Source organism: Stenotrophomonas sp. 2619, assembly GCF_040548725.1.
Classification (GTDB): domain Bacteria; phylum Pseudomonadota; class Gammaproteobacteria; order Xanthomonadales; family Xanthomonadaceae; genus Stenotrophomonas; species Stenotrophomonas maltophilia_AP.
On sequence record NZ_JBEPSF010000021.1, the window covers coordinates 37,264 to 58,603 of the forward strand.

At 68.5% G+C, this 21,340-nt stretch carries 22 protein-coding genes; 7 read left to right on the forward strand and 15 right to left on the reverse strand.

Annotation, left to right across the window (positions count from 1 at the left end; translation table 11 throughout):
- Positions 1-211: 211 nt before the first annotated feature.
- Genes ABIA71_RS18390 through ABIA71_RS18400 form a run of 3 tightly spaced genes read right to left on the reverse strand, consistent with a single transcriptional unit; the run spans position 212 to position 2,236 of the window.
- Positions 212-1,162, reverse strand: coding sequence for an aspartate carbamoyltransferase catalytic subunit (locus ABIA71_RS18390; RefSeq protein WP_354287136.1), 951 nt, complete (start codon positions 1,160-1,162; stop codon positions 212-214).
- A 17-nt stretch (positions 1,163-1,179) separates the two neighbouring features.
- Positions 1,180-1,677: a Holliday junction resolvase RuvX gene (ruvX, locus tag ABIA71_RS18395; protein WP_354287137.1), complete on the reverse strand. Its 498-nt coding sequence runs from the start codon at positions 1,675-1,677 to the stop codon at positions 1,180-1,182.
- Positions 1,670-2,236, reverse strand: coding sequence for a YqgE/AlgH family protein (locus tag ABIA71_RS18400; RefSeq protein WP_159495953.1), 567 nt, complete (start codon positions 2,234-2,236; stop codon positions 1,670-1,672). Before ABIA71_RS18400 ends, ruvX begins: the two co-directional genes overlap by 8 nt.
- A gap of 80 nt (positions 2,237-2,316) precedes the next feature.
- Between ABIA71_RS18400 and ABIA71_RS18405 the strand changes: the two genes are divergently transcribed.
- Both ABIA71_RS18405 and ABIA71_RS18410 read left to right on the forward strand, forming a co-directional pair.
- Positions 2,317-4,119: a DUF4153 domain-containing protein gene (locus ABIA71_RS18405; protein WP_354287138.1), complete on the forward strand. Its 1,803-nt coding sequence runs from the start codon at positions 2,317-2,319 to the stop codon at positions 4,117-4,119.
- Positions 4,116-4,661 carry a DNA-3-methyladenine glycosylase I gene (locus tag ABIA71_RS18410; protein WP_354287140.1) on the forward strand — a complete coding sequence of 182 codons (546 nt, stop codon included), beginning with the start codon at positions 4,116-4,118 and terminating at the stop codon, positions 4,659-4,661. The genes ABIA71_RS18405 and ABIA71_RS18410 overlap by 4 nt, the downstream gene beginning before the upstream one ends.
- 9 nt (positions 4,662-4,670) lie before the next feature.
- Here the strand turns inward: ABIA71_RS18410 and ABIA71_RS18415 are convergent, their stop codons facing one another.
- The 3 genes from ABIA71_RS18415 to ABIA71_RS18425 all read right to left on the reverse strand — a co-directional run bounded on the left by ABIA71_RS18415 (position 4,671) and on the right by ABIA71_RS18425 (position 6,430).
- Entirely contained in the window at positions 4,671-5,378 is a 708-nt protein-coding gene (locus ABIA71_RS18415; RefSeq protein WP_038690005.1) for a YitT family protein, read from the reverse strand.
- Between the two features lie 68 nt (positions 5,379-5,446).
- Entirely contained in the window at positions 5,447-6,148 is a 702-nt protein-coding gene (locus ABIA71_RS18420) for a hypothetical protein (protein ID WP_354287143.1), read from the reverse strand.
- A 63-nt stretch (positions 6,149-6,211) separates the two neighbouring features.
- Complete coding sequence (locus tag ABIA71_RS18425; protein ID WP_354287145.1) at positions 6,212-6,430, reverse strand: DUF4287 domain-containing protein; 219 nt, start codon at positions 6,428-6,430, stop codon at positions 6,212-6,214.
- 169 nt (positions 6,431-6,599) lie between these two features.
- Here ABIA71_RS18425 and ABIA71_RS18430 point away from each other — a divergent pair, with 169 nt between their 5' ends.
- Complete coding sequence (locus tag ABIA71_RS18430) at positions 6,600-7,421, forward strand: alpha/beta fold hydrolase (protein ID WP_354287147.1); 822 nt, start codon at positions 6,600-6,602, stop codon at positions 7,419-7,421.
- A 123-nt stretch (positions 7,422-7,544) separates the two neighbouring features.
- On the opposite strand, the gene ABIA71_RS18435 is transcribed toward ABIA71_RS18430, so the two are convergent.
- The 5 genes from ABIA71_RS18435 to ABIA71_RS18455 all read right to left on the reverse strand — a co-directional run bounded on the left by ABIA71_RS18435 (position 7,545) and on the right by ABIA71_RS18455 (position 12,316).
- Entirely contained in the window at positions 7,545-8,528 is a 984-nt protein-coding gene (locus ABIA71_RS18435) for an aldo/keto reductase (RefSeq protein WP_354287149.1), read from the reverse strand.
- 135 nt (positions 8,529-8,663) lie between these two features.
- A complete protein-coding gene (locus ABIA71_RS18440) occupies positions 8,664-9,326 on the reverse strand; it encodes a PIN domain-containing protein (protein ID WP_354287151.1) in 663 nt (220 codons plus the stop codon).
- A 7-nt stretch (positions 9,327-9,333) separates the two neighbouring features.
- Positions 9,334-9,912 (reverse strand): hypothetical protein, encoded by a 579-nt coding sequence (locus ABIA71_RS18445; RefSeq protein WP_354287153.1) that lies wholly within the window; start codon positions 9,910-9,912, stop codon positions 9,334-9,336.
- A 178-nt stretch (positions 9,913-10,090) separates the two neighbouring features.
- On the reverse strand, positions 10,091-11,227 hold the full coding sequence (locus ABIA71_RS18450) for a PilT/PilU family type 4a pilus ATPase (protein ID WP_176991066.1): 1,137 nt from the start codon (positions 11,225-11,227) through the stop codon (positions 10,091-10,093).
- Between the two features lie 51 nt (positions 11,228-11,278).
- Positions 11,279-12,316, reverse strand: a complete 1,038-nt coding sequence (locus ABIA71_RS18455) for a type IV pilus twitching motility protein PilT (protein WP_038690018.1) — start codon at positions 12,314-12,316, stop codon at positions 11,279-11,281.
- Between the two features lie 86 nt (positions 12,317-12,402).
- Between ABIA71_RS18455 and ABIA71_RS18460 the strand changes: the two genes are divergently transcribed.
- Complete coding sequence (locus tag ABIA71_RS18460) at positions 12,403-13,083, forward strand: YggS family pyridoxal phosphate-dependent enzyme (protein WP_354287155.1); 681 nt, start codon at positions 12,403-12,405, stop codon at positions 13,081-13,083.
- Positions 13,084-13,114: 31 nt separating this feature from the next.
- A complete protein-coding gene (gene proC, locus ABIA71_RS18465; RefSeq protein WP_354287157.1) occupies positions 13,115-13,936 on the forward strand; it encodes a pyrroline-5-carboxylate reductase in 822 nt (273 codons plus the stop codon).
- Between the two features lie 421 nt (positions 13,937-14,357).
- On the opposite strand, the gene ABIA71_RS18470 is transcribed toward proC, so the two are convergent.
- Positions 14,358-15,239 carry a LysR family transcriptional regulator gene (locus ABIA71_RS18470; protein WP_354287159.1) on the reverse strand — a complete coding sequence of 294 codons (882 nt, stop codon included), beginning with the start codon at positions 15,237-15,239 and terminating at the stop codon, positions 14,358-14,360.
- Between the two features lie 98 nt (positions 15,240-15,337).
- On the opposite strand from ABIA71_RS18470, the gene ABIA71_RS18475 reads away from it, so the two are divergent.
- Entirely contained in the window at positions 15,338-15,940 is a 603-nt protein-coding gene (locus ABIA71_RS18475) for a short chain dehydrogenase (protein WP_354287161.1), read from the forward strand.
- A gap of 126 nt (positions 15,941-16,066) precedes the next feature.
- Here the strand turns inward: ABIA71_RS18475 and soxR are convergent, their stop codons facing one another.
- A complete protein-coding gene (gene soxR, locus ABIA71_RS18480) occupies positions 16,067-16,501 on the reverse strand; it encodes a redox-sensitive transcriptional activator SoxR (RefSeq protein WP_181393942.1) in 435 nt (144 codons plus the stop codon).
- A gap of 92 nt (positions 16,502-16,593) precedes the next feature.
- Between soxR and ABIA71_RS18485 the strand changes: the two genes are divergently transcribed.
- Complete coding sequence (locus ABIA71_RS18485) at positions 16,594-17,964, forward strand: MFS transporter (RefSeq protein ID WP_354287164.1); 1,371 nt, start codon at positions 16,594-16,596, stop codon at positions 17,962-17,964.
- A gap of 297 nt (positions 17,965-18,261) precedes the next feature.
- On the opposite strand, the gene ABIA71_RS18490 is transcribed toward ABIA71_RS18485, so the two are convergent.
- Together ABIA71_RS18490 and ABIA71_RS18495 are read right to left on the reverse strand one after the other, a co-directional pair.
- Positions 18,262-20,211 (reverse strand): esterase/lipase family protein, encoded by a 1,950-nt coding sequence (locus ABIA71_RS18490; RefSeq protein ID WP_354287166.1) that lies wholly within the window; start codon positions 20,209-20,211, stop codon positions 18,262-18,264.
- On the reverse strand, positions 20,208-21,185 hold the full coding sequence (locus tag ABIA71_RS18495; protein ID WP_354287228.1) for an Lnb N-terminal periplasmic domain-containing protein: 978 nt from the start codon (positions 21,183-21,185) through the stop codon (positions 20,208-20,210). The genes ABIA71_RS18490 and ABIA71_RS18495 overlap by 4 nt, the downstream gene beginning before the upstream one ends.
- Positions 21,186-21,340 lie beyond the last annotated feature (155 nt).

A 21,340-nucleotide genomic window follows, 5' to 3' on the forward strand; every position in this document is an offset into this window, starting at 1 on the left:
AGTGCCGGCCGCTGGCCGGCTCCTCGCGGACACAACGGTAGTGCCGGCCGCTGGCCGGCTCTTCATACCGATGGATTCGTGCAGAGCCGGCCAGCGGCCGGCACTACCTCATTGCGGATGGTTTGCTGCAGAGCCGGCCAGCGGCCGGCACTACCTCATTGCGGGTGGCTGGCTGAGAGCCGGCCAGCGGCCGGCACTACCCGTTTGGGATTCACCCCAACAACGTCTCCAACACCGCCATGCGCACGGCGACGCCGTTGGCGACCTGGCGCAGCACCCACGACTGCGGGCCGTCGGCTACCTCGTCGGTGACTTCCACGCCGCGGTTGATCGGGCCCGGGTGCAGCACGGCGGCATCGCTGCCGGCGCGCTTGAGGCGCTTGGCGTCCAGACCGTACTGCGCGTGGTACTGCTCGATCGACGGCACCAGGCCCTCTTCCATGCGCTCGCGCTGCAGGCGCAGCATCATCAGCGCATCCACGCCTTCCAGCATGGCGTCGAAATCCTGGCCGACGATGCAGCCCTTGAGGGTGTCGTCGTCCGGCAGCAGCGACTGCGGGCCGCATACGCGGATCTCGCCCACGCCCAGCGTGCGCAGGGCGTGCAGGTCGGTGCGGGCCACGCGCGAGTGCTTCACGTCGCCGACGATCACCACCTTCATCTTCGAGAAATCGCTGCCCTTGGCCTGGCGCAGGGTCAGCATGTCCAGCAGGCCCTGGGTCGGGTGCGAGCTGCGGCCGTCGCCGGCGTTGACCAGTGCGGTGCCCTCGCCGGCGGCTGCCGCCAGTGCCGCCACGGCGCCATCATCGGGGTGGCGCACCACGAAGCCGCGCACGCCCATCGCTTCCAGGTTCTTAAGCGTGTCGCAGGCGGTTTCGCCCTTGCGCGTGGACGAGGTCGAGGCGTCGAAATTCAGCACGTCCGCGCCGAGCCGCTGCGCGGCCAGCTGGAACGAACTGCGGGTGCGCGTGGACGGTTCGAAGAACAGCGTGCATACCGCCGAGCCGCCCAGCACGTGGCGCTTGTTGCCCACCCGGCCCACGGCCGCATCGCGGATCTGGCCGGCACGGTCGAGCAGCTGCAACAGGGTTTGACGGGGCAGACCTTCCAGGGTCAGCAGGTGGCGCAGGCGTCCATCGGAATCAAGTTGCGAAGCGGTCATGGGCGGGGGTCTGTGAGTCAGGAAACGGGGGTGGCATCGTCCGGGCAGGACAACCAGCGCTCGATGATGACCGCGGCGGCCACGGCGTCGAGGGTGGCGGCATCGCGGCGACGCTTGCGGCCTTCGGCACGTTCGACGGCAAACCGGCGGGCGGCTTCGACCGAGCTGGAGCGCTCGTCGACCAGCACCACCGGCAGCTTGAAACGCTCCCGCAGCTGGCGGGCAAAGCCCTGCGCACGCTTGCGGTTGGGCTGGTCCTGGCCGTCCAGGGTGAGCGGGTCGCCCACCACCAGGCCGTCAGGCCGCCATTCTTTGATCAGGCGCTCCACCGCGGCCCAGTCCGGGCCGTTGCCGTGCACATCCACCACCGCGATCGCGCGTGCGTGGGTGCCGAACGAACTGCCGATGGCCACGCCGATGCGGCGCGAGCCGACGTCGAAGCCCAGCACGGTGCCATCGCGGCGGATGGTGCCGGGGGCGCCAGCAGCCGGCGGTGGCACGGCGGGCTCAGACATGGCCGCTGTAATCGGTGAGCAGGAACAGGTCGACGCCAATGCGCGAGGCGGCGCCCTGCCAGCGCTGTTCGAACGGCGTGCTGAACAGCAGTTCGCTATCGGCCGGCACGGTCAGCCAGCTGTTCTCACCCAGCTCGCTTTCCAGCTGGCCTTCGCTCCAGCCGGCGCAGCCAAGGGTGACCAGGGCGTTGCGCGGGCCTTCGCCGCGGGCCATCGCTTCGAGGATGTCGCGCGAAGTGGTCAGGTACACGCCCTCGCCCACGGCCAGGCTGGAATCCCAGCTGCGCGCATCGTCATGGATGACAAAGCCGCGCTCGGGATGCACCGGGCCGCCGTTGAGCACGATCTGGCCCCGCAGGTCGGGGCTGTCGGTGGTGATTTCCATCTGCGCCAGCACGTCGCCCAGGGTGTACTCGGACGGCTGGTTGACCAGCACGCCCATGGCACCGTTGTCGTCGTGCTGGCAGATCAGCGCCACGCTGCGCGCGAAGGTGGGATCGGTCAGCGAGGGCAGCGCGACCAGCAGGTGATGGGCGAGGGAGGTGGAGAGCTCGGACATGCGCCCATTCTACCCGCTGGGCCCGGGGCACGGGCGTGAGCGCTGCTAGGATGCAGGCCTTCAAGGAAGGACCGCACCGCATGACTGCCAGCCCTGCACTCCCCACCACCTCGCGCAGCGCCATCGTGCTGATCGCATTGCTGCAGGGGCTGATGCTGTACGCCGCGCAGGAAACCGCCGACCGCTGGCCCTTCCACGATCTCGGCCACCGCGTGTGCTGGTATGCCTGGGTGCTGAGTGTGCCCACCGCCGTGGCCCTGACGCTGGTGCAGCTGCGCGACCGACGCCTGTGGCTGCACGCCGGGCTGGCCTCGCTGCTGGTGCTGGCCCTGGCCAGCGGCATCGGCTGGACGCTCGGTGGCGGGGCCACGGGGCTGGAGCAGAGCGGCGTGCTATGGCCGTTCTCGGTCAGCATGGCCATCGCGGTGTTCGTGAGCCTGCCGTGGTGGCAGTTCCGCCTGCAGCACGGCCACTGGCGCGCGCCCTACGCGGCCTTGTTCGAGCACGCCTGGCAGAACGGATTGACGCTGGCATTGGCGGTGGCCTTCACCGGGCTGACCTGGCTGCTGCTGTGGCTGTGGGCGGCGCTGTTCCAGCTGGTGGATATCCGCTTCTTCCGTGATCTGTTCCGCGAGAGCGCCTTCATCGCATTGGCCACCGGCACGCTGTTCGGCTTTGGCGTGCTGATCGGGCGAACCCAGCACCGCGCCATCCAGATGGTGCGTTCGGTGCTGTTCGCGGTGGGGCGCGGGCTGTTGCCGCTGCTGGCCTTCATTGCGCTGCTGTTCGTGCTCAGCCTGCCGTTCACCGGGCTCGAGCCGCTGTGGCGTACCCGCTCGGCGGCCAGCCTGCTGATCACCCTGTCGCTGCTGCTGGTGGTGTTCGTCAACGCGGTCTACCAGCACGACAGCGACCAGCCGCCCTACCCGGCCTGGCTGCGCCGGTTGGTCGAGGCGGCCCTGCTGGCGTTGCCGGTCTATGCCGCCGTGGCGCTGTACGCAATGGGCCTGCGCATCGCCCAGTACGGCTGGACCCCGGAACGCTTCTGGGGCGCGCTGGTGGCGGTGCTGGTGTGCGGCTACGCGCTGGGCTATGCGCTGGCGGTGCTGCGCCCGGGCGCGCGCTGGCTGCAGCGGCTTGAACCGGTGAACCGCTGGATGTGCTGGGCGGTGCTGGCCAGCGCGGTGCTGGCCAACTCGCCACTGCTCGACCCGCTGCGGATCAGCGCCGCCAGCCAGCTCACCCGCGTGCAGGCCCTGGCACCGGCGATCGACGCCGAGCAGGCCACCGCACTGCGCTTCGCCTACGGCCGCCACGGCGTGGAGGCACTCAAGACACTGCAGCGCGACCCTCGTTTCAGCCAGGATGCACGCGCTGCCGGCGTGATCGCGGCCGCGCTGGCCCGCGACACGCGATGGGGGCGCGACAACCAACTGGGCGACATCGACGATGGCATCGCCGACCTCCCCGCGCTACAGCGTCAGCTGACCGTCGCCAAGGGCCTGCCCACCCCGGACCCGGACTGGTGGCAGGCCGTGCTGGCGCGCACGCTGGCCACCAGCGACTGCCTGGACGTGGGCCAGGACTGCGTGGTGCTGCGCCGCGACCTGGACAGCGACGGTGTGGACGAGGTGCTGCTGTGCAACCTGTCGCCGCATCGGCACCCCTACTGCCGGGTGCATGCCCGCAGCGAGGGCCAATGGGAGGATGTCGGCAGGGTGTCCTTCCCGGAGGCGGACGGCACGACCAGCATCGCCCGGAACAACACCGCGTTGCGCGACGGCCAGCTGCACCTGCAGGCACCGCGCTGGCCCCGCCTGTCCGTGGATGGCGGCCCGCCCCAGACCATCGATGAAACCGCCTACAAGGAATCACGCCCATGAGCGGCTACTGCCTGATCGCCCCCGGCCACCCGGTTCACGGCCACTACCACGACCACGAATACGGCTTCCCGCAGCGCGACGAGCGTGAGCTGTTCGAACGGCTGCTGCTGGAAATCAACCAGGCCGGCCTGAGCTGGGAAACCATCCTGAAGAAGCGCGAGGGCTTCCGCGCGGCCTATTCCGGCTTCGACGTGGACACCGTGGCCGCCTACGGCGAGCGCGACATCGAGCGGCTGCTCAACGATGCCCGCATCATCCGCAACCGGCTCAAGGTGCACGCAGCGGTGCACAACGCGCAGGTGATCCAGCAGCTGCGGGCCAGCCACGGCAGTTTCGCGGCGTGGCTGGATGCGCACCACCCGCAGGACAAGGCGGCGTGGGTGAAGCTGTTCAAGAAGACGTTCCGCTTCACCGGCGGCGAGATCACCGGCGAGTTCCTGATGAGCCTGGGCTACCTGCCCGGCGCGCACAGCCCGGACTGCTCGGTGTACGCGCGCCTGCAACGCCTGCGTGCCGACCAACGCTCGGCGCCTACCGGGTGATGCAGGGCCTTACACCCCCATGTAACGGCCCGGGCGGTGGTTGAACATCAGCACCAGGCTGAGCACCACCGCGCCGATCGCCGAATACATCACCTGCGACGGGGACAGCACGAAGAACGCCACGCACATCAGCAGCGTGTCGAAGGACATCTGCACCTTGCCGGCGCTCCAGCCGCGGGTGCGCTGCAGGTACACCGCCAGGATGCCGATGCCGCCCAGGCTGGCGCGGTGGCGGATGTAGAACAGGATGCCGAGGCCGGCCAGCGCGCCGCCCACCAGCGCCGAATACAGCGGGGCGATATGGGCGAAATCGGCCCAGCGCGGCAGCAGGTCGGTGAGCGCGCCGCACGCGGTGACCGCCGCGAACGTTTTCAGGGTGAACTCCCAGCCCATCCGACGCACGGCCACCCAGTAGAACGGCAGGTTGACCAGCACGAACACCAGCCCGAAGTTCCAGTCGAAGGCGTAGTGCGCCAGGAACGCCAAGCCGGCCATGCCGCCGATCATCAACCCGCCCTTGGCGAAGATGGCCAGGCCCAGCGAGGCCACCAGCGTGGCCAGGATCATGCCCTGCACGTCCTCGGCCACCGAATGGCGCAGCGCTTTTTCATCGGCGACGGTGCCGGCACTGTCCGGCGGCGGGGTCAGCGGGCCAGCGGTGACCAGGTGGCCGTCGGCGTCGTCGCACGGCGCGGGGCCATGGGAATCAAGGGACATGGGGGTGGGGGCTGTGCGTGGGGAGCGGTATTAGACACGATCAGCGTGACAGTTGCAGGTGAAATCATTCAGAGAGCCATCCAGCTGCTGCCCGGGCCCGCCGCGCTGGGCGGCTCCAGCGTGAAAACCGCCTCGCCCAGGCGCTGGCGCACCACGAACACGCCCTGCTCCCAGGCCGAGCGCTTGAACCAGTCGCGCTGGTCCAGCGCGGCCGGGCTGCGCATCGGGTGGCAGGCGATGACCGCCCCGCCGCGGTCCAGCACACGCGCCTGCCACCGCTCGCCAACGCCGGCCGCCAGGCCGCGGTAGACCCGGATCCAGCCGGCCCGGCCCGGCAGCGCGCGGCCCAGCCGTGCCACCTCGTCCTCGCGCTGGAAGCCCTGTGCGCGTACCAACGCGGCGGCCGCCCGCCACGGGGTGGGATCGGCCCCGACGCGGTCGATCAGCGCCAGCCCGTGCTGCTCGATCAGCGCCAGCACCGCGCGCTCGCGGGTTGCCGGGTCGCTGTTGGCGTAAGCGGCAAAATCGAATGGGTCCACGCACACCACGCTGGCCCCGGGGAAGCGCTGGTAGACCGGGTCATCGCCGTGCGGCCCGCATTGCAGGGTCAGCAGGCTGGCGCCATCAAGCACGTAGTCACGTGGCAGCGCGGCCATGAAAAGCGCGGCCACATGGTAGGCGTCCGCGCTGAAGGGAAAGCCTTCCAGCACGCGCCCGGCGCGGGTGACCGCGGGGCTGGACTGCACGCGTAGTTCGGTAAAGCGCGGCATCGCGGCACGACTCCGGTCGGCGGCAAGGCCGCACAGCATGCCACTGTCGCCGGCCCGCCGTGCTCAACCGGCGCGTGCAGCGGCCAGGTGATGGGCCACCAGCGCATTGGCATGCCCATGGCCCAGCCCGTGCTCGGTCTTCAGGAAGGCCACCAGTTCCATGTGCTTGAGCCCGCCCTGCGCCACCAGCAGCGCCAGCCAGTGGCCGACGGGTTGGCCGTAGGTCTTTTCGATGGACGGGAAGTACGACGCCGGGCCTTTCAGGGTAGGGGTATCGCTCATGACGGATGCCTCGCAGGGTGGCGCACCGCCGGAAGGGCGGCGCTCTCTGTGTATGACGCGGCAGCGGGCGCGAAATCGACAGGACTTTTCATGCCCGCTGAACACCCCGCTGCCCAGCATGCCAGGGTACCTCCGCACCCTCCCCTCTTCCCCTGCAGGAGTCCGCGTCATGCCCTACCTGACCACCGCCGACAACACCCAGCTCTTCTACAAGGACTGGGGCCAGGGCCAGCCCATCGTGTTCCATCACGGCTGGCCGCTCAGTGCCGATGACTGGGATACCCAGCTGCAGTTCTTCCTGCTGCAGGGCTACCGGGTCATCGCCCACGACCGCCGTGGCCACGGCCGGTCCTCGCAGACCAGCGGCGGCCACGAGATGGACACTTACGCAGCCGACGTCACCGCGCTGGCCGACCACCTGGACCTGCGTGATGCGGTGCACGTGGGCCATTCCACCGGCGGCGGCGAAGTGGCGCACTACGTGGCCCAGGCCAGGCCCGGCCGCGTGGCCAAGGCGGTCCTGATCGGGGCGGTGCCGCCGATCATGATCAAGAGCGAGGCCAATCCCGGGGGCACCCCGAAGGAAGTGTTCGACGGTTTCCGCGCCCAGTTGCTGGCCGGCCGCGCGAACTTCTACCGCGAGGTGCCCATTCCGTTTTATGGCTTCAACCGCGACGGCGCGCCGGTGCAGCAGGGCGTGGTCGACAACTGGTGGCGCCAGGGCATGATGGGTGCGGTCAACGCGCACTACGACTGCATCAAGGCGTTCTCGGAAACCGACTTCACCGAGGACCTGAAGAAGATCGATGTGCCGGTGCTGGTGATGCATGGCGATGACGACCAGATCGTGCCCATCGCCGATTCGGCCGAACTGGCGATCAAACTGCTCAGGCACGGTACGTTGAAGGTCTACAAAGGGTATCCGCATGGCATGTGCACCACGCATGCCGAGGTGATCAACCGGGACCTTCTGGCGTTTATTCGGGGATGAGGGGTGTACCGACCACTGGTCGGTACCTACCCGGTGTGTTTGGGTGATTGGGGTACCGACCAACGGTCGTACCCGGGCGCGGTAGCGCACGACCGTTGGTCGTGCGCCCCTCTGGCACGGGAATCAGCGCGCAACCAGCTTCTGCCGCGCCGCGTTGTAGCGGTCGCCGACGATGGCGATGCTGTCCAGCGCTACCCCGATCTGCTGCAGGTCGTCGGCGCTGAGCTGCAGCGCGGCCGCCCCGAGGTTTTCCTGCAGGCGATGCAGTTTGGTGGTGCCCGGAATCGGCACGATCCACGGCTTGCGCGCGAGCAGCCAGGCCAGCGCCACCTGTGCGGGCGTTGCGCCCTTGGCGGCGGCAATCGCGATGATGCGGTCGACCAGCACCTGGTTGGCCTGGCGCGCCTCGGCGGCGAAGCGCGGCACGCTGGTGCGGAAGTCGTCGGCGGCAAATGCGGTGTCAGCGTTGATCGCGCCGGTCAGGAAACCCTTGCCAAGCGGACTGAACGGCACAAAGCCAATGCCCAGTTCTTCCAGCACCGGCAGCACGCTCTGCTCCGGTTCGCGCCACCACAGCGAGTACTCGCTCTGCAGGGCGGCCACCGGCTGCACCGCGTGCGCGCGGCGAATGGTGTCTGCACCGGCCTCGGACAGCCCGAAGTGCTTCACCTTGCCTTCGGCGATCAGCTCCTTGACCGTGCCGGCCACGTCTTCGATCGGCACATTCGGGTCCACGCGGTGCTGGTAGAACAGGTCGATGCGGTCGGTGCGCAGCCGCTGCAGACTGGCCTCGGCCACCGCGCGGATGCGCTCGGGACGACTGTCCAACCCGGCGTCGGCGTGGCCGTCCTTGAACCCGAACTTGGTGGCGATCACCACCTGGTCGCGGTACGGCGCCAGCGCCTGGCCGAGCAGTTCTTCGTTGCGGAAGGGGCCGTACACCTCGGCCGTGTCGAAGAAGGTCACGCCCTGCTCCACGGCGGCGTGCAGCAGGGTCGTGGCGGTATCGGTGTCGGTGGCTGGGCCGTAGCCGAAGCTCAGGCCCATGCACCCCAGGCCCAGCGCGGAAACGCGCAGGCCGCTGTTGCCCAGTTCTCGTGTCTGCATGGTAATGCTCCTGCCGGCGGGGTCGGCATTGATGGGGGATGCCCATCTTGAACCGCCCGACGGCAGGAAGAGAACCGGCGTGATCGCTGGTGGTGATGAACCTGGCTCATCAATCCAGCGCCATGCGTAGACGCTTCATGCAGGCAGCGCGTACGTAACCTTGCTCCCGTGGATCCTGACCCAGCCCCGTTGCTGCAACTGCTGGACCAGATGCTCACGCTCAGCGACCGGCATTGCCCCCTGGTAAATCGCGCCGATCGCGTTGAGAAGGGTCTTCGGCGAAGCCGGGCGTTTGGAGCCCTGCTTCCGAAGCGCTTCTACCACGCGATTGATCGGTGCGATGGCCACGGCAGGCCCGCCGGTCTGTGCAGCCGCACCGTTCTGCACAGCGGCGGAAGCCTTGGCAGCTTTCTGCTCGGCAGCGCGCAGCATTGGCAGACTTTCCACCGACGGTGAGCGCGTCACCCGCAAGCCGCGTGCGCGCAGATGGTGTACCAGCGGGTCGAACCCTGTGTCCTTGGATACGATGTGGAAATGGTCTTCCGGGCCCTTGCTGGACAGCTCGCCTATGTAGAAGGCGATATGGAAATCCAGCGCGTTGGAGCCGGCGCCGCTGCACCGCACATAACGCGCGCCGGGACCCAGTGCCTGCAGCGCTTCGGCCACCTCGATGCTGACTTTTGCCTGCGAAACCCCGACGAACACCAGCACCCTGAACGAGGCCCCGCGCAGCGCAGCCAGTGTTTTGGGTTGCACGTTCTCATAGTCGATCAGGACGTGGTTGAGCACTGCCTCCATGCCTGCCTCAGCGCTCCGTGTCCGGCAGTGACAGCCCGAACAGCACCAGCAGCAGGAACGCCGCGCCGAACAGCAGCAACAGGATGTGCCACACCCCGAAACGGTCCATGCGCTGCATGTCCACGCCTTCCTCGCGGTGGTAGCGCCGCAGCAGGCTGTTGATCGGCAGGATCGGCACGAAGGTCAGCAACGACACCAGCCCCATGCCGCCCGGCAGGCGTCCGCCCAGGTTGAGCAGGAAGTACACGGCCGCCAGCAGGCCCGGCGCGAAGGCCAGTTCGCGGCGGCGGCTGACCGCGATGTCACGCAGGTCGCTGAAACACAGGAACGACCACAGCGGGGCGAACAGGGCGCGCGCCCAGGGCCACTGGGTGCCGCCGGTTTCGCGCTTGATCGCCCGCCAGTTCTGCCAGAACCAGTACAACGGGTACAGCCCGAGCGTCACCAGCGACAGCGAGGCCAGTTTCAGCGTGGGCGGTGAGTAGTACGCGGCAGCGACCACATCGCGCGTGGCGATGCGGGGTGCCGGGGAAAACGGTGGTGCTGCGACCGGCATCGTTGCCGGCGCACGGTAAGGATCGTCCACTTCCATATGCGGATCACCTGCAATGCATCTACCGGCGAGGTGCCGGCGCCCCCTGTATCCCGGGAATCCGGGACGGCGCGACTATCGCAGAGCGCCGGGGGTTTTTCCAGATCCCCCCGCGGCCCGGCGCACCGGGGCGGGCGGGGGCAAGGGCGCGCGTCGTGCGCGCCCGGTGCGGTCAGCGGACTTCGGAGATCTCCACCCCGTCCAGGCCCTGCGACAGCGTGCGTGCGTCGCCGCCCTGCGACAGCTTGATGCGCAGGCGCACTTCGTTCTGCGAATCGGCGTAGCGCAGTGCGTCTTCGTAGCTGATCTCACCGGCCTGGTACAGCTCGAACAGGCTCTGGTCGAAGGTGCGCATGCCCAGCTGCACCGACTCCTTCATCACTTCCTTGAGCTTGTGGATCTCGCCATCGCGGATGTAATCCTGGACCAGCGGCGTGCCCAGCATGATTTCCATCGCCACCTTGCGCGACTTGCCATCCGGGGAGGGAATCAGCTGCTGCGCCACCACGCCCTTGAGGTTCAGCGACAGATCCATCAGCAGCTGGTTGCGGCGGTCTTCGGGGAAGAAGTTGATGATGCGGTCCATCGCCTGGTTGGCGTTGTTGGCGTGCAGCGTGCACAGCACCAGGTGGCCGGTTTCCGCGAAGGCGATGGCGTGGTCCATGCCCTCGCGGGTGCGCACCTCGCCGATCATGATCACGTCCGGTGCCTGGCGCAGGGTGTTCTTCAGCGCCGCTTCCCAGCTGTCGGTGTCGATGCCCACTTCGCGCTGGGTGATGATGCAGCCCTCGTGCTTGTGGACGAATTCGATCGGGTCTTCGATGGTGATGATGTGCCCGGTCGAGTTGTGGTTGCGGTAGCCGATCATCGCCGCCAGCGAGGTCGATTTACCGGTACCGGTAGCGCCGACGAACAGGATGATGCCGCGCTTGGTCATCGCCAGCGTCTTGATGATCGGCGGCAGGCTCAGCTCTTCCACGGTGGGAATGCGCGTCTCGATGCGACGCAACACCATGCCTACCTGGTTGCGCTGGTAGAAGCAGCTCACGCGGAACCGGCCCACGCCGGACAGGCCGATGGCGAAGTTGCACTCGTGGGTCTTCTCGAACTCTTCGCGCTGGGCCGGCGTCATCACGTTGAGCACCAGGTCGCGGCTCTGCTGCGGCGTGAGCGGGGTCTGGGTGATCGGCGAGATCTTGCCGTTGACCTTGATCGCCGGCGGCATGCCCGCGGTGATGAACAGGTCCGACGCCTTCTGGTGCGCCATCAGCTTGAGGAACGAGGTGAAGTCGATGGTCGTGGTGCTCATCGCGGTGTACTCCGAAGGTTTTCAGGAGCCGGCCAGCGGCCGGCACTACCCTTACTCGAAAATCCGCTTGTCCTTGGCGTACTCGCGCGCTTGGTTGCGGGTGATCAGGCTGCGCTTGACCAGGTCCTGCAGGTGCTGGTCCAGGGTCATCATGCCCATCTGCTGGCCGGTCTGGATGGCCGAATACATCTGCGCCACCTTGTCCTCGCGGATCAGGTTGCGGATGGCCGGGGTGCCCACCATGATTTCCCATGCAGCGGTACGCCCGCCACCGACCTTCTTCAACAGGGCCTGGGAGATCACCGCGCGCAGCGACTCGGACAGCATCGAGCGCACCATCGGCTTTTCGCCGGCGGGGAACACGTCGATGATGCGGTCGATGGTCTTGGCCGCCGAACTGGTATGCAGCGTGCCGAACACCAGGTGGCCGGTTTCGGCGGCGGTCAGCGCCAGGCGGATGGTTTCCAGATCGCGCAATTCGCCGACCAGGATGATGTCCGGGTCTTCACGCAGGGCCGAGCGCAGCGCTTCGTTGAAGCCGTGCGTATCACGATGCACTTCGCGCTGGTTGATCAGGCACTTCTGCGAGGTGTGCACGAATTCGATCGGATCCTCGACGGTGAGGATGTGGCCGTATTCGTTCTTGTTGATGTGGTCGATCATCGCCGCCAGCGTGGTCGACTTGCCCGAACCGGTCGGGCCGGTGACCAGGATCAGGCCCTGCGGCTGGTCGATCAGTTCGCGGAAGATCGGCGGCACGGCCAGGTCTTCCAGCGTCAACACTTCCGAGGGAATGGTACGGAACACCGCACCGGCACCCCGGTTCTGGTTGAACGCATTGACGCGGAAGCGCGCCAGCGACGGAATCTCGAACGAGAAGTCGACCTCGAGGAATTCCTCGTAATCGCGGCGCTGCTTGTCCGACATGATGTCGTACACAAGCGCATGCACCTGCTTGTGGTCCAAGGCCGGAATGTTGATGCGACGGACATCGCCGTCAACGCGGATCATCGGCGGCAGGCCTGCCGACAGATGAAGATCCGACGCTTTGTTCTTTACGGAAAACGCCAACAGCTCGGCGATATCCATGCGCTGCTACTCCCCATGACTGCTGCGACTGGAAGGTTCTTTCCCCGGGCGGCAGTATAGCGTTCCTGATCTACCGGAAAACGCCCGTGTCCGCGCTGCCCCTGTCCACGCTGTTGCTGAACCTGCACAACGCGGCTGCCGCCGCCGGGCGGCCAGACCCGCTGCTGCTGGCGGTCTCCAAGACCCAGCCGGCCGAGGCGGTGGCGGCGCTGGCCGCCCAGGGCCAACGTGCGTTCGGCGAGAACTACGTGCAAGAGGCCGTGGCCAAGATCGACGCACTGGCGGCGCTGGGGCTGGAATGGCACCTGATCGGCCACCTGCAGTCCAACAAGGCCGAGCTGGCCGCGCAGCGGTTCGACTGGGTGCAGAGCGTGGACCGTCCCAAGCTGGTGGCGGCATTGGCCGCGCACCGGCCGGCGGCGCTGGCCCCGTTGAACGTGCTCATCCAGGTCAACATCGACGACGAGGACAGCAAGCATGGCTGCGCCCCCGAGGACGTGCCTGCGCTGGCCGCTGCCATCGCTGCCGCGCCGCGCCTGCAGCTGCGCGGGCTGATGGCCATTCCTGCCCCGTGGCCCCAGGCCGAGCGCCGCCAGCAGGCGTTCGCGCGCATGCGTGCGCTGTTCGACACACTGGCCGCAGCGCATCCACGGGTGGACACGCTGTCCATGGGCATGAGCAGCGACTACGCCGAGGCCATCGCCCAGGGCGCCACCCTGGTGCGGGTCGGCACGGCCCTGTTCGGCGCGCGCCCGCGCCCGGCCTGACTTCCTTTCACGTGTACCACCCGGAGATTGCATGAGCACCATCACACTTACCTTCATCGGCGGCGGCAACATGGCCCGCAGCCTGATCGCCGGGCTGGTCCGCCAGGGCGTTGCGCCCGCGCATATCCACGTGGCCGAGCCGGTCACCGAGCTGCGCGAACAACTGACCGCCGACTTCGGCGTGAAGACCTACGCCAGCGCCACCGAAGCGGCGGCGCAGGGCGACGTCTGGGTGCTGGCGGTGAAACCGCAGGTGCTGCGCGATGTGTGTGCGTCGCTCGTGCCCTTGGCCGGTGCCAGGCAGCCGCTGGTGGTCTCCATCGCCGCCGGTATCACCAGTGCGCAGCTGGAACGCTGGCTGGGCGGCACCGCGGCGGTGGTGCGGGCCATGCCCAACACCCCTGCCCTGCTCGGTGCGGGCGTGACCGGGCTGTACGCCACCGCGACGGTGAGCGAGGCGCAGCGAACCCAGGCCGATACCGTGCTGGCCAGCGCCGGGCGCACCGTGTGGATCGATGACGAAGCCCGCATGGACGCGGTCACCGCGGTGTCGGGCAGTGGCCCGGCGTATGTGTTCCTGCTGGCCGAGGCGATGGAAGCGGCCGCCGTGGCCCAGGGCCTGCCGGCCGAGGCGGCACGCACACTGGTGGTGCAGACCCTGCTGGGCGCCAGCCGCATGCTCGACGAATCCGGTGACGCCCCGGCCGAACTGCGCCGCCGGGTGACCTCGCCCAACGGCACCACCCAGGCGGCGATTGAATCTTTCCAGGCCGACGGTTTCCAGGCCATCGTCGCGCGCGCGATCGACGCGGCGACCCGGCGCGGCCAGGCGCTCTCGGCCGCGAACGACTGAGCCCCCCGGCAACCGGTAGAGCCACCCCATGGGTGGCTACAGGAACCGTGATCGCACGACAGCCACGCACGGCGTGGCTCTACCCGGCTGCAAACCCACGGTAGAGCCACCCCATGGGTGGCTACGGGAACCGTGATCGCATGACAGCCACGCACGGCGTGGCTCTACCCGGCCGCGAACCCACGGTAGAGCCACCCCGTGGGTGGCTACGGAACCCGGTGATCGCGCGACAGCCACCCATGGGGTGGCTCTACCCGGCTGCAAACCCACGGTAGAGCCACCCCGTGGGTGGCTACGGAACCCCCTGATCGCACGACAGCCACCCATGGCGTGGCTCTACCCGGCCGCGAACCCACGGTAGAGCCACCCCGTGGGTGGCTACGGAACCCGTGATCGCGCGACAGCCACCCATGGGGTGGCTCTACCGGGTCAGCCGGTCGAGCAGGAAATCCACGAAGCTGGACAACTTCGGCCGCGGGCGGCGGTCAGGCAGGTACACCAGGTGCAGCGGGCGCGGCTCGGGCAGGTACTCGGTGAGTACCGGCTGCAGGCGCCCACTGGCGATGTCGTCGGCCAGCAGCACCGCTGGCTGCAGGATCAGCCCGGCGCCGGCCAGGGCGGCGCGGCGCAGGCCGTCGCCGTCGTTGCACAGCAGCCGCGAGTGCTCCGACCAGTCCTGCTCGGGATGCCCGCGCAGGCGCCAGCCATGGCCCCCGCGCCAGGCCACGTGGGTCAGGCAATCGTGGTCGCGCAGTTCGCCGGGGTGCTGCGGAATGCCCTTGCGCTGCAGGTAAGCCGGCGCGGCGCAGATCTGCATTGCGTACGGCGGCAAGGGCCGCGCCACCCATTCGGCCGAACCGAGCCGGCCCATCCGAACCACCGCGTCGAACTGCTCCTCGATCAGGTCGACGCGGCGATTGCTCAGGTCCAGCTCCACCGTCACCTGCGGATAGGCGGCCAGGTACTCCGCCACCAGCGGCGCGAGCACGCAGCTGCCCCAGGTAACCGGCGCGCTGATCCGCAACAGGCCCTGGGGCTGGGCCTGCAGGCCGGCCACGCTGGCCTGCGCCTGCTGCACCTGTTCCAGCACGCTGCGGCAGCCGGCCAGGTAGTTGCGCCCGGCGTCGGTCAGGCTCTGCCGGCGCGTGTTCCGCTGCAGCAGGCGCACGCCCAGGTGCGTTTCCAGCTGCTGGATGTACTTGCCGACCATCACCGACGACACCGCCAACTGCTCGGCGGCGGCATTGAAGCTACCGTGTTCGACCACGGCCACGAAGGCCTGCATGCAGCGCAAGGTGTCCATTGGTAACCACAAGTTTGCAATCTACAAAGCATACCCCGGTTACCGAACCACCGCCGCAGGCGCAGACTGGCCGCACGTCCTTTTCTGGAGCCTCCCGCATGAAGATTCTTCTCGTTGGTGCCAGCGGCACCCTCGGCCAGGCCGTCGCGGCGACCCTGGGCACCCATCACCAGCTGATCCGCGCCGGCCGCCATGGCGGTGACGTGCAGGTGGACCTCACCGACGATGCCAGCGTGCAGGCCCTGTTCGCCCAGGTGGGCACGGTGGACGCGGTGGTGGCCACCACCGGCAAGCTGCACTTCGGCCCGCTGGGCACCATGACCCCGGCGCAGTTCAACGTGGGCCTGCAGGACAAGCTGCTGGGCCAGGTGCGGCTGGCGCTGGCGGCCCAGCACCACCTCACTGCCGGCGGCTCGATCACCCTCACCAGCGGCATCGTCAGCGCCCAGCCGATCCGCGACGGTGCCAATGCCACGGCGGTGAACGCCGCGCTGGAGGGCTTCGTGCGCGGCGCCGCCTGCGAGCTGCTGCCACGCGGACTGCGCATCAACGTGGTCAGCCCGAATGTGCTGGTCGAATCGCTGGCCGACTACGGCGCGTACTTCCCCGGCTTTGAAGCCGTCACCGCCCAGCGCGCGTCGCTGGCCTACCAGCGCAGCGTGGAAGGTGTGCAGAGCGGACAGGTGTTCAACGTGTGGTGAGACGCGGCGCCGGGCAGATGACGCGTATCGATCGGTAGTGCCGGCCGCTGGCCGGCTCCTCGCCCGCCCACGTATCGACCAAAGGTCGATACCTACCGGGCCCGGTGGAACGGCACCGACACCCCCTCACCCCCAACGCTGCGGTCCATCGCCCTGGTCGCCCAGCGCATCGCCCGGGTTGGCCAGCCGGCACCGCTTCAACGACAGGCAGCCGCAGCCAATGCAATCGGTGAGCTGGTTGCGCAGCAGCAACAGCTGCTCGATGCGCTGGTCCAGCTCGCTGCGCCACAGCGCCGACATCCGCGCCCACTCGGCCTTGGTCGGTGTCTTGTTCTCCGGCAATGCCGCAAAGGCGGTAGCCACCGCCTCCAGCGGCATGCCCACGCGCTGCGCCACGCGGATCACCGCCAGCCGGCGCAGCACATCGCGCGCGAACCGGCGCTGGTTGCCGGCGGTACGCAGGCTGCGGATCAGGCCCTTGCGTTCATAGAAGTGCAGCGCCGACACTGCCACCCCGCTGCGTTTGGCCACTTCGCCCACACTCAGTTCCTGCGCGATCACTGCTTGACCTCAACCATGGTTCAGGTGGCATCCTGCGTGACGCGGGGATGCGCTGCAAGCACGCCCTGCCCGTCCGCTGCCTGGTACCCCGCATGTCTTCCGATGTAACCGCCGCCGCCGCGGCCCCCGCCGACGTGCCAACGCCGTCGATCCTGTCACCCCGCTACCGCGCTACCACCATCGGCATGGTCGCGCTGGTCTCGCTGTACGGCTTCGAAGCGCTGGCCGTGGCCGCCGCGATGCCCACGGTGGCCCACGACCTGGACGGCCTGCGCCTGTACGCGCTGGCATTCGGCGGAACCCTGGCCACCAGCGTGATCGGCATGACCCTGGCCGGGCGCTGGAGCGACCGGCTGGGGCCGGCGCGCCCGCTGTGGCTCGGTCTGGTCTGTTTCATCGCCGGGCTGCTGCTGGCCGGTTTCGCGCACACCATGCCGCAGCTGGTGGTGGGCCGGCTGCTGCAGGGGCTGGGGGCGGGTGCGGTCTCGGTGTCGCTGTACGTGATGGTCGGGCGCACCTTTCCCGAGGCCATGCGCCCGCGGGTTTTCGCGGCGTTCTCGGCCGGCTGGGTGGTGCCCTCGCTGATCGGCCCCGGCATCAGCGGGCTGATCGTGCAGCACCTGGGCTGGCGCTGGGTGTTCCTGATCGTGCCGCTGCTGGCGGTGCCGGCGGCCCTGCTGCTGCGCCCGGCGCTGCGCGACGTGGGCGCGCCGCCGCCATCGGCACGGAGCGATGACCGCGTCATCCGCTGGGCGATCGGGGCTGCTGCGGGCGCGCTGCTGCTGTACATCGGCGGCCAGCAACAGGGCTGGACCGCCCTGGCGCTGCTGGCGCCGGCGCTGGCACTGCTGGCGCTGTGCAGCTGGAAACTGCTGCCCACCGGCACGTTGCGGTTGCGCCGGGGCCTGCCCAGCGTGATCGCGCTGCGCGGCATCGCCGCGTCCGCCTTCTTCGGCTGCGAAGCCTTCCTGCCACTGCTGCTGCAGCGCGAACGTGGGCTGAGCCCGCTGCTGGCCGGGGTGGCGTTGAGCCTGGGCGCGCTGGGCTGGTTCAGCGGCTCCTGGCTGCAGGGCCACCAGCAGCGCGGCTGGACGCGCCCGCAGCTGCTGGTGACCGGCGCGTTGCTGATGTGCGTGGGCATCGTCGCCACCTCGCTGGCGATCCAGCCGGCCACGCCGTTGTGGTTCGCCCTGGCCGGCTGGACACTCACCGGCTTCGGCATGGGCCTGATCTACCCCAGCCTGTCGGTGCTGACCCTGTCGCTGTCGCCGCCGGCGCAGCAGGGCGCCAACACCTCGGCGCTGCAGCTGAGCGAAGCGCTGGGCGTGGCCACCACGCTGGCGATCTCCGGCTCGTTGTTCGCGCTGTTCCTGCAGGGCAACGTGATGCTGGGCTACCTGCTCACCTACGCCATCATGCTGGTGCTGGCCGTAAGCAGCGTGGTCGTTGCACGGCGGATCTGAATCCCGCGCCCCGTAGCGCCGGGCGCTGCCCGGCTGCCGTCCGAAACCGTAGCGCCGGGCTCTGCCCGGCTGCTTCCGGCGCGAAGGTCAGCGGGGCAGAGCCCCGCTCTACGCGGCTACTTCCCGTGCGAAGGTCAGCGGGGCAGAGCCCCGCTCTACGCGGCTGCTTCCCGTGCGAAGCTCAGCGGGGCAGAGCCCCGCTCTACGCGGCTGCGCTTTACCGCCTGACGGGCAGCGGGGCAGAGCCCCGCTCTACGGGTGCGTACATGGCGGTGCACGACGCCGATCAGGCCCGGGTCACGGGTGCGTGTCGCCCACGTCCTTCAGGTCTTCGCGCAGGATGCGGCGGATTTCCAGCACGGCCTGCGGGGTTTCCTGCACGCTGTGCCCGGAGATGATCACCTTCTCCGACACCGCGCCGTCCAGGTGCGCGCTCCAGTACGGCACCAGCCCATCGTCGGACTGCTGCAGCGGCACGTCGGGTTTGCGCTGGGCAATGATCGAGTGGTACTTCAGCCCCGGCATGATCGGCAACGCGCCGGCCGCCTTCACGAACGGGTCGCTGGCCTTGAGGTTGTCGATGCTGTTGGGAATCTGCAGTTTGGTCGGCTGCGCCGACTGACTCTCGGACTGTTGCAGGGTCTGGAAGACATCATCGAACTTGCCCAGGATGGTGATCGGCAGGCGCACCAGGCGCCCGATCAACCGCCCCAGCCGGTTGCCGGCGATGTCGGTGCCCTTGTGCGGGGCGGCGATGAAGATCGCGCGTTCCACGTTCGGTTCGGCGTTGAAATGCAGCAGCGGCCCCAGCTTGGCCTGCACCCGCTTCAGGCGCTCGCCCTTGAGGTCGTAGTTGGCCAGCAGGTCGTTCCACAGCACGTCACCGGAGGACGTCACCAACAAGCGGGCCAGCACCCCGCCCATGCTATGGCCGATGAACACCATGTCCTTCGACGCCGGGCTGCTGCCGGTCGGGTCGAAATGCTTGAGCGTGTTGTCGAACGCCGCGTCGATCTCGAAGCGGTTCAACGCAATCGGCGCGTTGGTCGGGTAATAGACCTGCCACACCTGGAAGTGCTTGCGCAGCTCCGGATCACCCATGATCTCGTTGGCCACGTTCACCCACGCCTCGGGGCTGCTGCCCAGGCCGTGCAGCATGAAGATGATGCGGCGGTTCGGGTCCCACGGCTGCATCAGGTACATGTGCGGTTCGCCGATGCCTTCGCTCAGGCCAAACAGCGTGCGCAGCGACTGCGTGGCAAACCCCGACTGCGCCAGCCACATGCCGTAGGCGGCGGTGAAGTTGCCGGCCAACGGCACCTTTTCGCCGTGCAGATCCACGCGCTCGGTGGACTCGGGCGAATACACGTCGAACAGCACCTGGGTGGTGTCGAGCACCTGCTGCAGGCTGTCGCCCTTGAAGCGCAGCAGCGCGGTGGCGTTGATCGCCGACATCTCGCTGTACTGCGGAATCTCCGCCTTGGTCCCGTCCGCCGCGGCCACCAGCTTGGGCGGGTCCATCACCACCACCAGCTCGGCACCGAAGCCATCGCGCCGGTAGGTGCTGCGCAGGCCGGCAAAGCTCACCGACGAGGCCGACACCATGCGGGTGGGAATGCTGGGCATGCGCAGTTCGTCGAAGTCCGAGGTCAGCGTCCAGCGCTCGCCGGCCACCGGGGCGTTGTAGTCCTCGCCCTCCAGCGCACTCTCGCGGGCGCGCTTGAACACCACCGCCGCGGTCTGCTCGGCGGCGTAGTTGTAGTAGTCGCGCACCTGGGTCTGGCGGTCTTCGAAGGCTCGGTCCGACGGCGTGCGCCCACTGAAGAACAGGTAGGCATAGGCGTAACGCGCCGCTTCCAGCCACGCATCCAGCGCCGCGTCGCTCATCGGGTGCTTGTCACGGTCCTTCGGCTTGGGGCTCAGGCCCAGTGCGGTCTTCACCCACAACTCCGACAGTGCCGACAGGCGCTGTTCTTCCGGCAGCACGGCGGTGTCTTCCAGGGTCTTCTGGCAGGTGGCCACGTCCTTGGCGCACAGGTCCTCGTCCAGTCCGACCACGCTCAGGGTTTCCTGCGATGCCGCGCTGAGCTTGCCCGAGGTGAGCACGTCGCCGCGCTTGTTGGCCAGGTAGTCGGTGGGCGCCACCTGTTTCATGGTGACCATGGCGCAGCCGCTGGACAGCAGCAGCGACAGCACCACCGCCAGCAGCGGCAGCAGGCGGCGGGGGAAGGTGTGGGGCACGGTCATGGTGCGGTTCCTTGTTGCATGCCCGGCACGCCCTGGCGGATCACCTGCGAGAAGGCCGGGTCGTTGCCGGCGGCGCGTGCGCGGTCGGTGATGCGGCCCCGCGCCTTCAGCGTGGCGAAATCCACGCCGGGGGTGAGCACGCCCAGGTCGCGTGCGTATTCGGCGAAATACCCCGACACCAGCAGCCGGTAGTCCAGCGGCAGGCCGGGGGCGATCTGCTTGGCCAGCTCGTAGACGATGGTGGTGCAGTTGCTGGTCAGGGTGTTGTAGAACGCCGGTGCCGCGTCCAGCTTGCGCGCCTCGCCCAGGTAGGACACGAACAGCCCCTTGAGTTGTTCGCGGGTCATGCCGTGCAGGCGGTACAGGTACACATCTTCGCCACGCACGTTGCTGCGCACGCGGATGATGTCGGTCTCTTCGGCAGCCACCAGGGTCATTTCGAACTTGCGGAAGAACCCGCCCAGCGCCGAGAACGACTCGCCGCGCTCCTTGCGGATCTCCAGCGAGAACACCAGCTGGCGACCGTCGGCGAAGCCGAAGGAGATCAGCGTGTGGGCGATCATCGGCCCCATCCAGTACGACATCACCAGGTCGGCCGAGCGCAGCTGGTCCAGGTCATAGCTACGACGCACCCAGCGCACGTCGTGGTCGTCCTCGCTGCGCCAGGTGAAGTCGCGCACGTTGTCGAGCACCACGTGGGTGCCGTCGAATTCGACCACCTTCAGCCGTTGCGCCACGTCGTCGGCCCAGACCCGGTCCTGGCGTGGGGTGAGCAGCAACCACCAGACGCCGCACAGCACCAGCGCGCCCATATACACCGCGCCCGGCCAGCGCCCGGCCCGTGCACGCGCCACGCCCAGCGCGGTGGTCACTGCAAACGCCGCCCACCCTGCGATGGCAACCCAGCGCAGCCAGCCCGGCCCGGGCAGCTGATAGGCCAACAGGCCGGTCACCCACAGCGCTGCGACCAGCATCAACAGCGCCAGCCCCCATCGTCCTGCCTTCTTCACGCGTCGTTCCATCGTTGGTTCGGGGGCGCTAGTTAGCCACAACCGCGGTGTGGGGAACATGTCCGCCTGTTCAGCTTGGGCCGGCGGCATACTGGCGGCGTCCCCATGCGCACAGGAGG

Bases quoted from the DNA above. Each gene is read 5' to 3' on its own strand.
- ABIA71_RS18390 (WP_354287136.1), bottom strand. From the start codon at position 1,162: ATGACCGCTTCGCAACTTGATTCCGATGGACGCCTGCGCCACCTGCTG.
- ruvX (WP_354287137.1), bottom strand. From the start codon at position 1,677: ATGTCTGAGCCCGCCGTGCCACCGCCGGCTGCTGGCGCCCCCGGCACC.
- ABIA71_RS18400 (WP_159495953.1), bottom strand. From the start codon at position 2,236: ATGTCCGAGCTCTCCACCTCCCTCGCCCATCACCTGCTGGTCGCGCTG.
- ABIA71_RS18405 (WP_354287138.1), top strand. From the start codon at position 2,317: ATGACTGCCAGCCCTGCACTCCCCACCACCTCGCGCAGCGCCATCGTG.
- ABIA71_RS18410 (WP_354287140.1), top strand. From the start codon at position 4,116: ATGAGCGGCTACTGCCTGATCGCCCCCGGCCACCCGGTTCACGGCCAC.
- ABIA71_RS18415 (WP_038690005.1), bottom strand. From the start codon at position 5,378: ATGTCCCTTGATTCCCATGGCCCCGCGCCGTGCGACGACGCCGACGGC.
- ABIA71_RS18420 (WP_354287143.1), bottom strand. From the start codon at position 6,148: ATGCCGCGCTTTACCGAACTACGCGTGCAGTCCAGCCCCGCGGTCACC.
- ABIA71_RS18425 (WP_354287145.1), bottom strand. From the start codon at position 6,430: ATGAGCGATACCCCTACCCTGAAAGGCCCGGCGTCGTACTTCCCGTCC.
- ABIA71_RS18430 (WP_354287147.1), top strand. From the start codon at position 6,600: ATGCCCTACCTGACCACCGCCGACAACACCCAGCTCTTCTACAAGGAC.
- ABIA71_RS18435 (WP_354287149.1), bottom strand. From the start codon at position 8,528: ATGCAGACACGAGAACTGGGCAACAGCGGCCTGCGCGTTTCCGCGCTG.
- ABIA71_RS18440 (WP_354287151.1), bottom strand. From the start codon at position 9,326: ATGGAGGCAGTGCTCAACCACGTCCTGATCGACTATGAGAACGTGCAA.
- ABIA71_RS18450 (WP_176991066.1), bottom strand. From the start codon at position 11,227: ATGAGCACCACGACCATCGACTTCACCTCGTTCCTCAAGCTGATGGCG.
- ABIA71_RS18455 (WP_038690018.1), bottom strand. From the start codon at position 12,316: ATGGATATCGCCGAGCTGTTGGCGTTTTCCGTAAAGAACAAAGCGTCG.
- proC (WP_354287157.1), top strand. From the start codon at position 13,115: ATGAGCACCATCACACTTACCTTCATCGGCGGCGGCAACATGGCCCGC.
- ABIA71_RS18470 (WP_354287159.1), bottom strand. From the start codon at position 15,239: ATGGACACCTTGCGCTGCATGCAGGCCTTCGTGGCCGTGGTCGAACAC.
- ABIA71_RS18475 (WP_354287161.1), top strand. From the start codon at position 15,338: ATGAAGATTCTTCTCGTTGGTGCCAGCGGCACCCTCGGCCAGGCCGTC.
- ABIA71_RS18485 (WP_354287164.1), top strand. From the start codon at position 16,594: ATGTCTTCCGATGTAACCGCCGCCGCCGCGGCCCCCGCCGACGTGCCA.
- ABIA71_RS18490 (WP_354287166.1), bottom strand. From the start codon at position 20,211: ATGACCGTGCCCCACACCTTCCCCCGCCGCCTGCTGCCGCTGCTGGCG.
- ABIA71_RS18495 (WP_354287228.1), bottom strand. From the start codon at position 21,185: ATGCTGGTCGCAGCGCTGTGGGTGACCGGCCTGTTGGCCTATCAGCTG.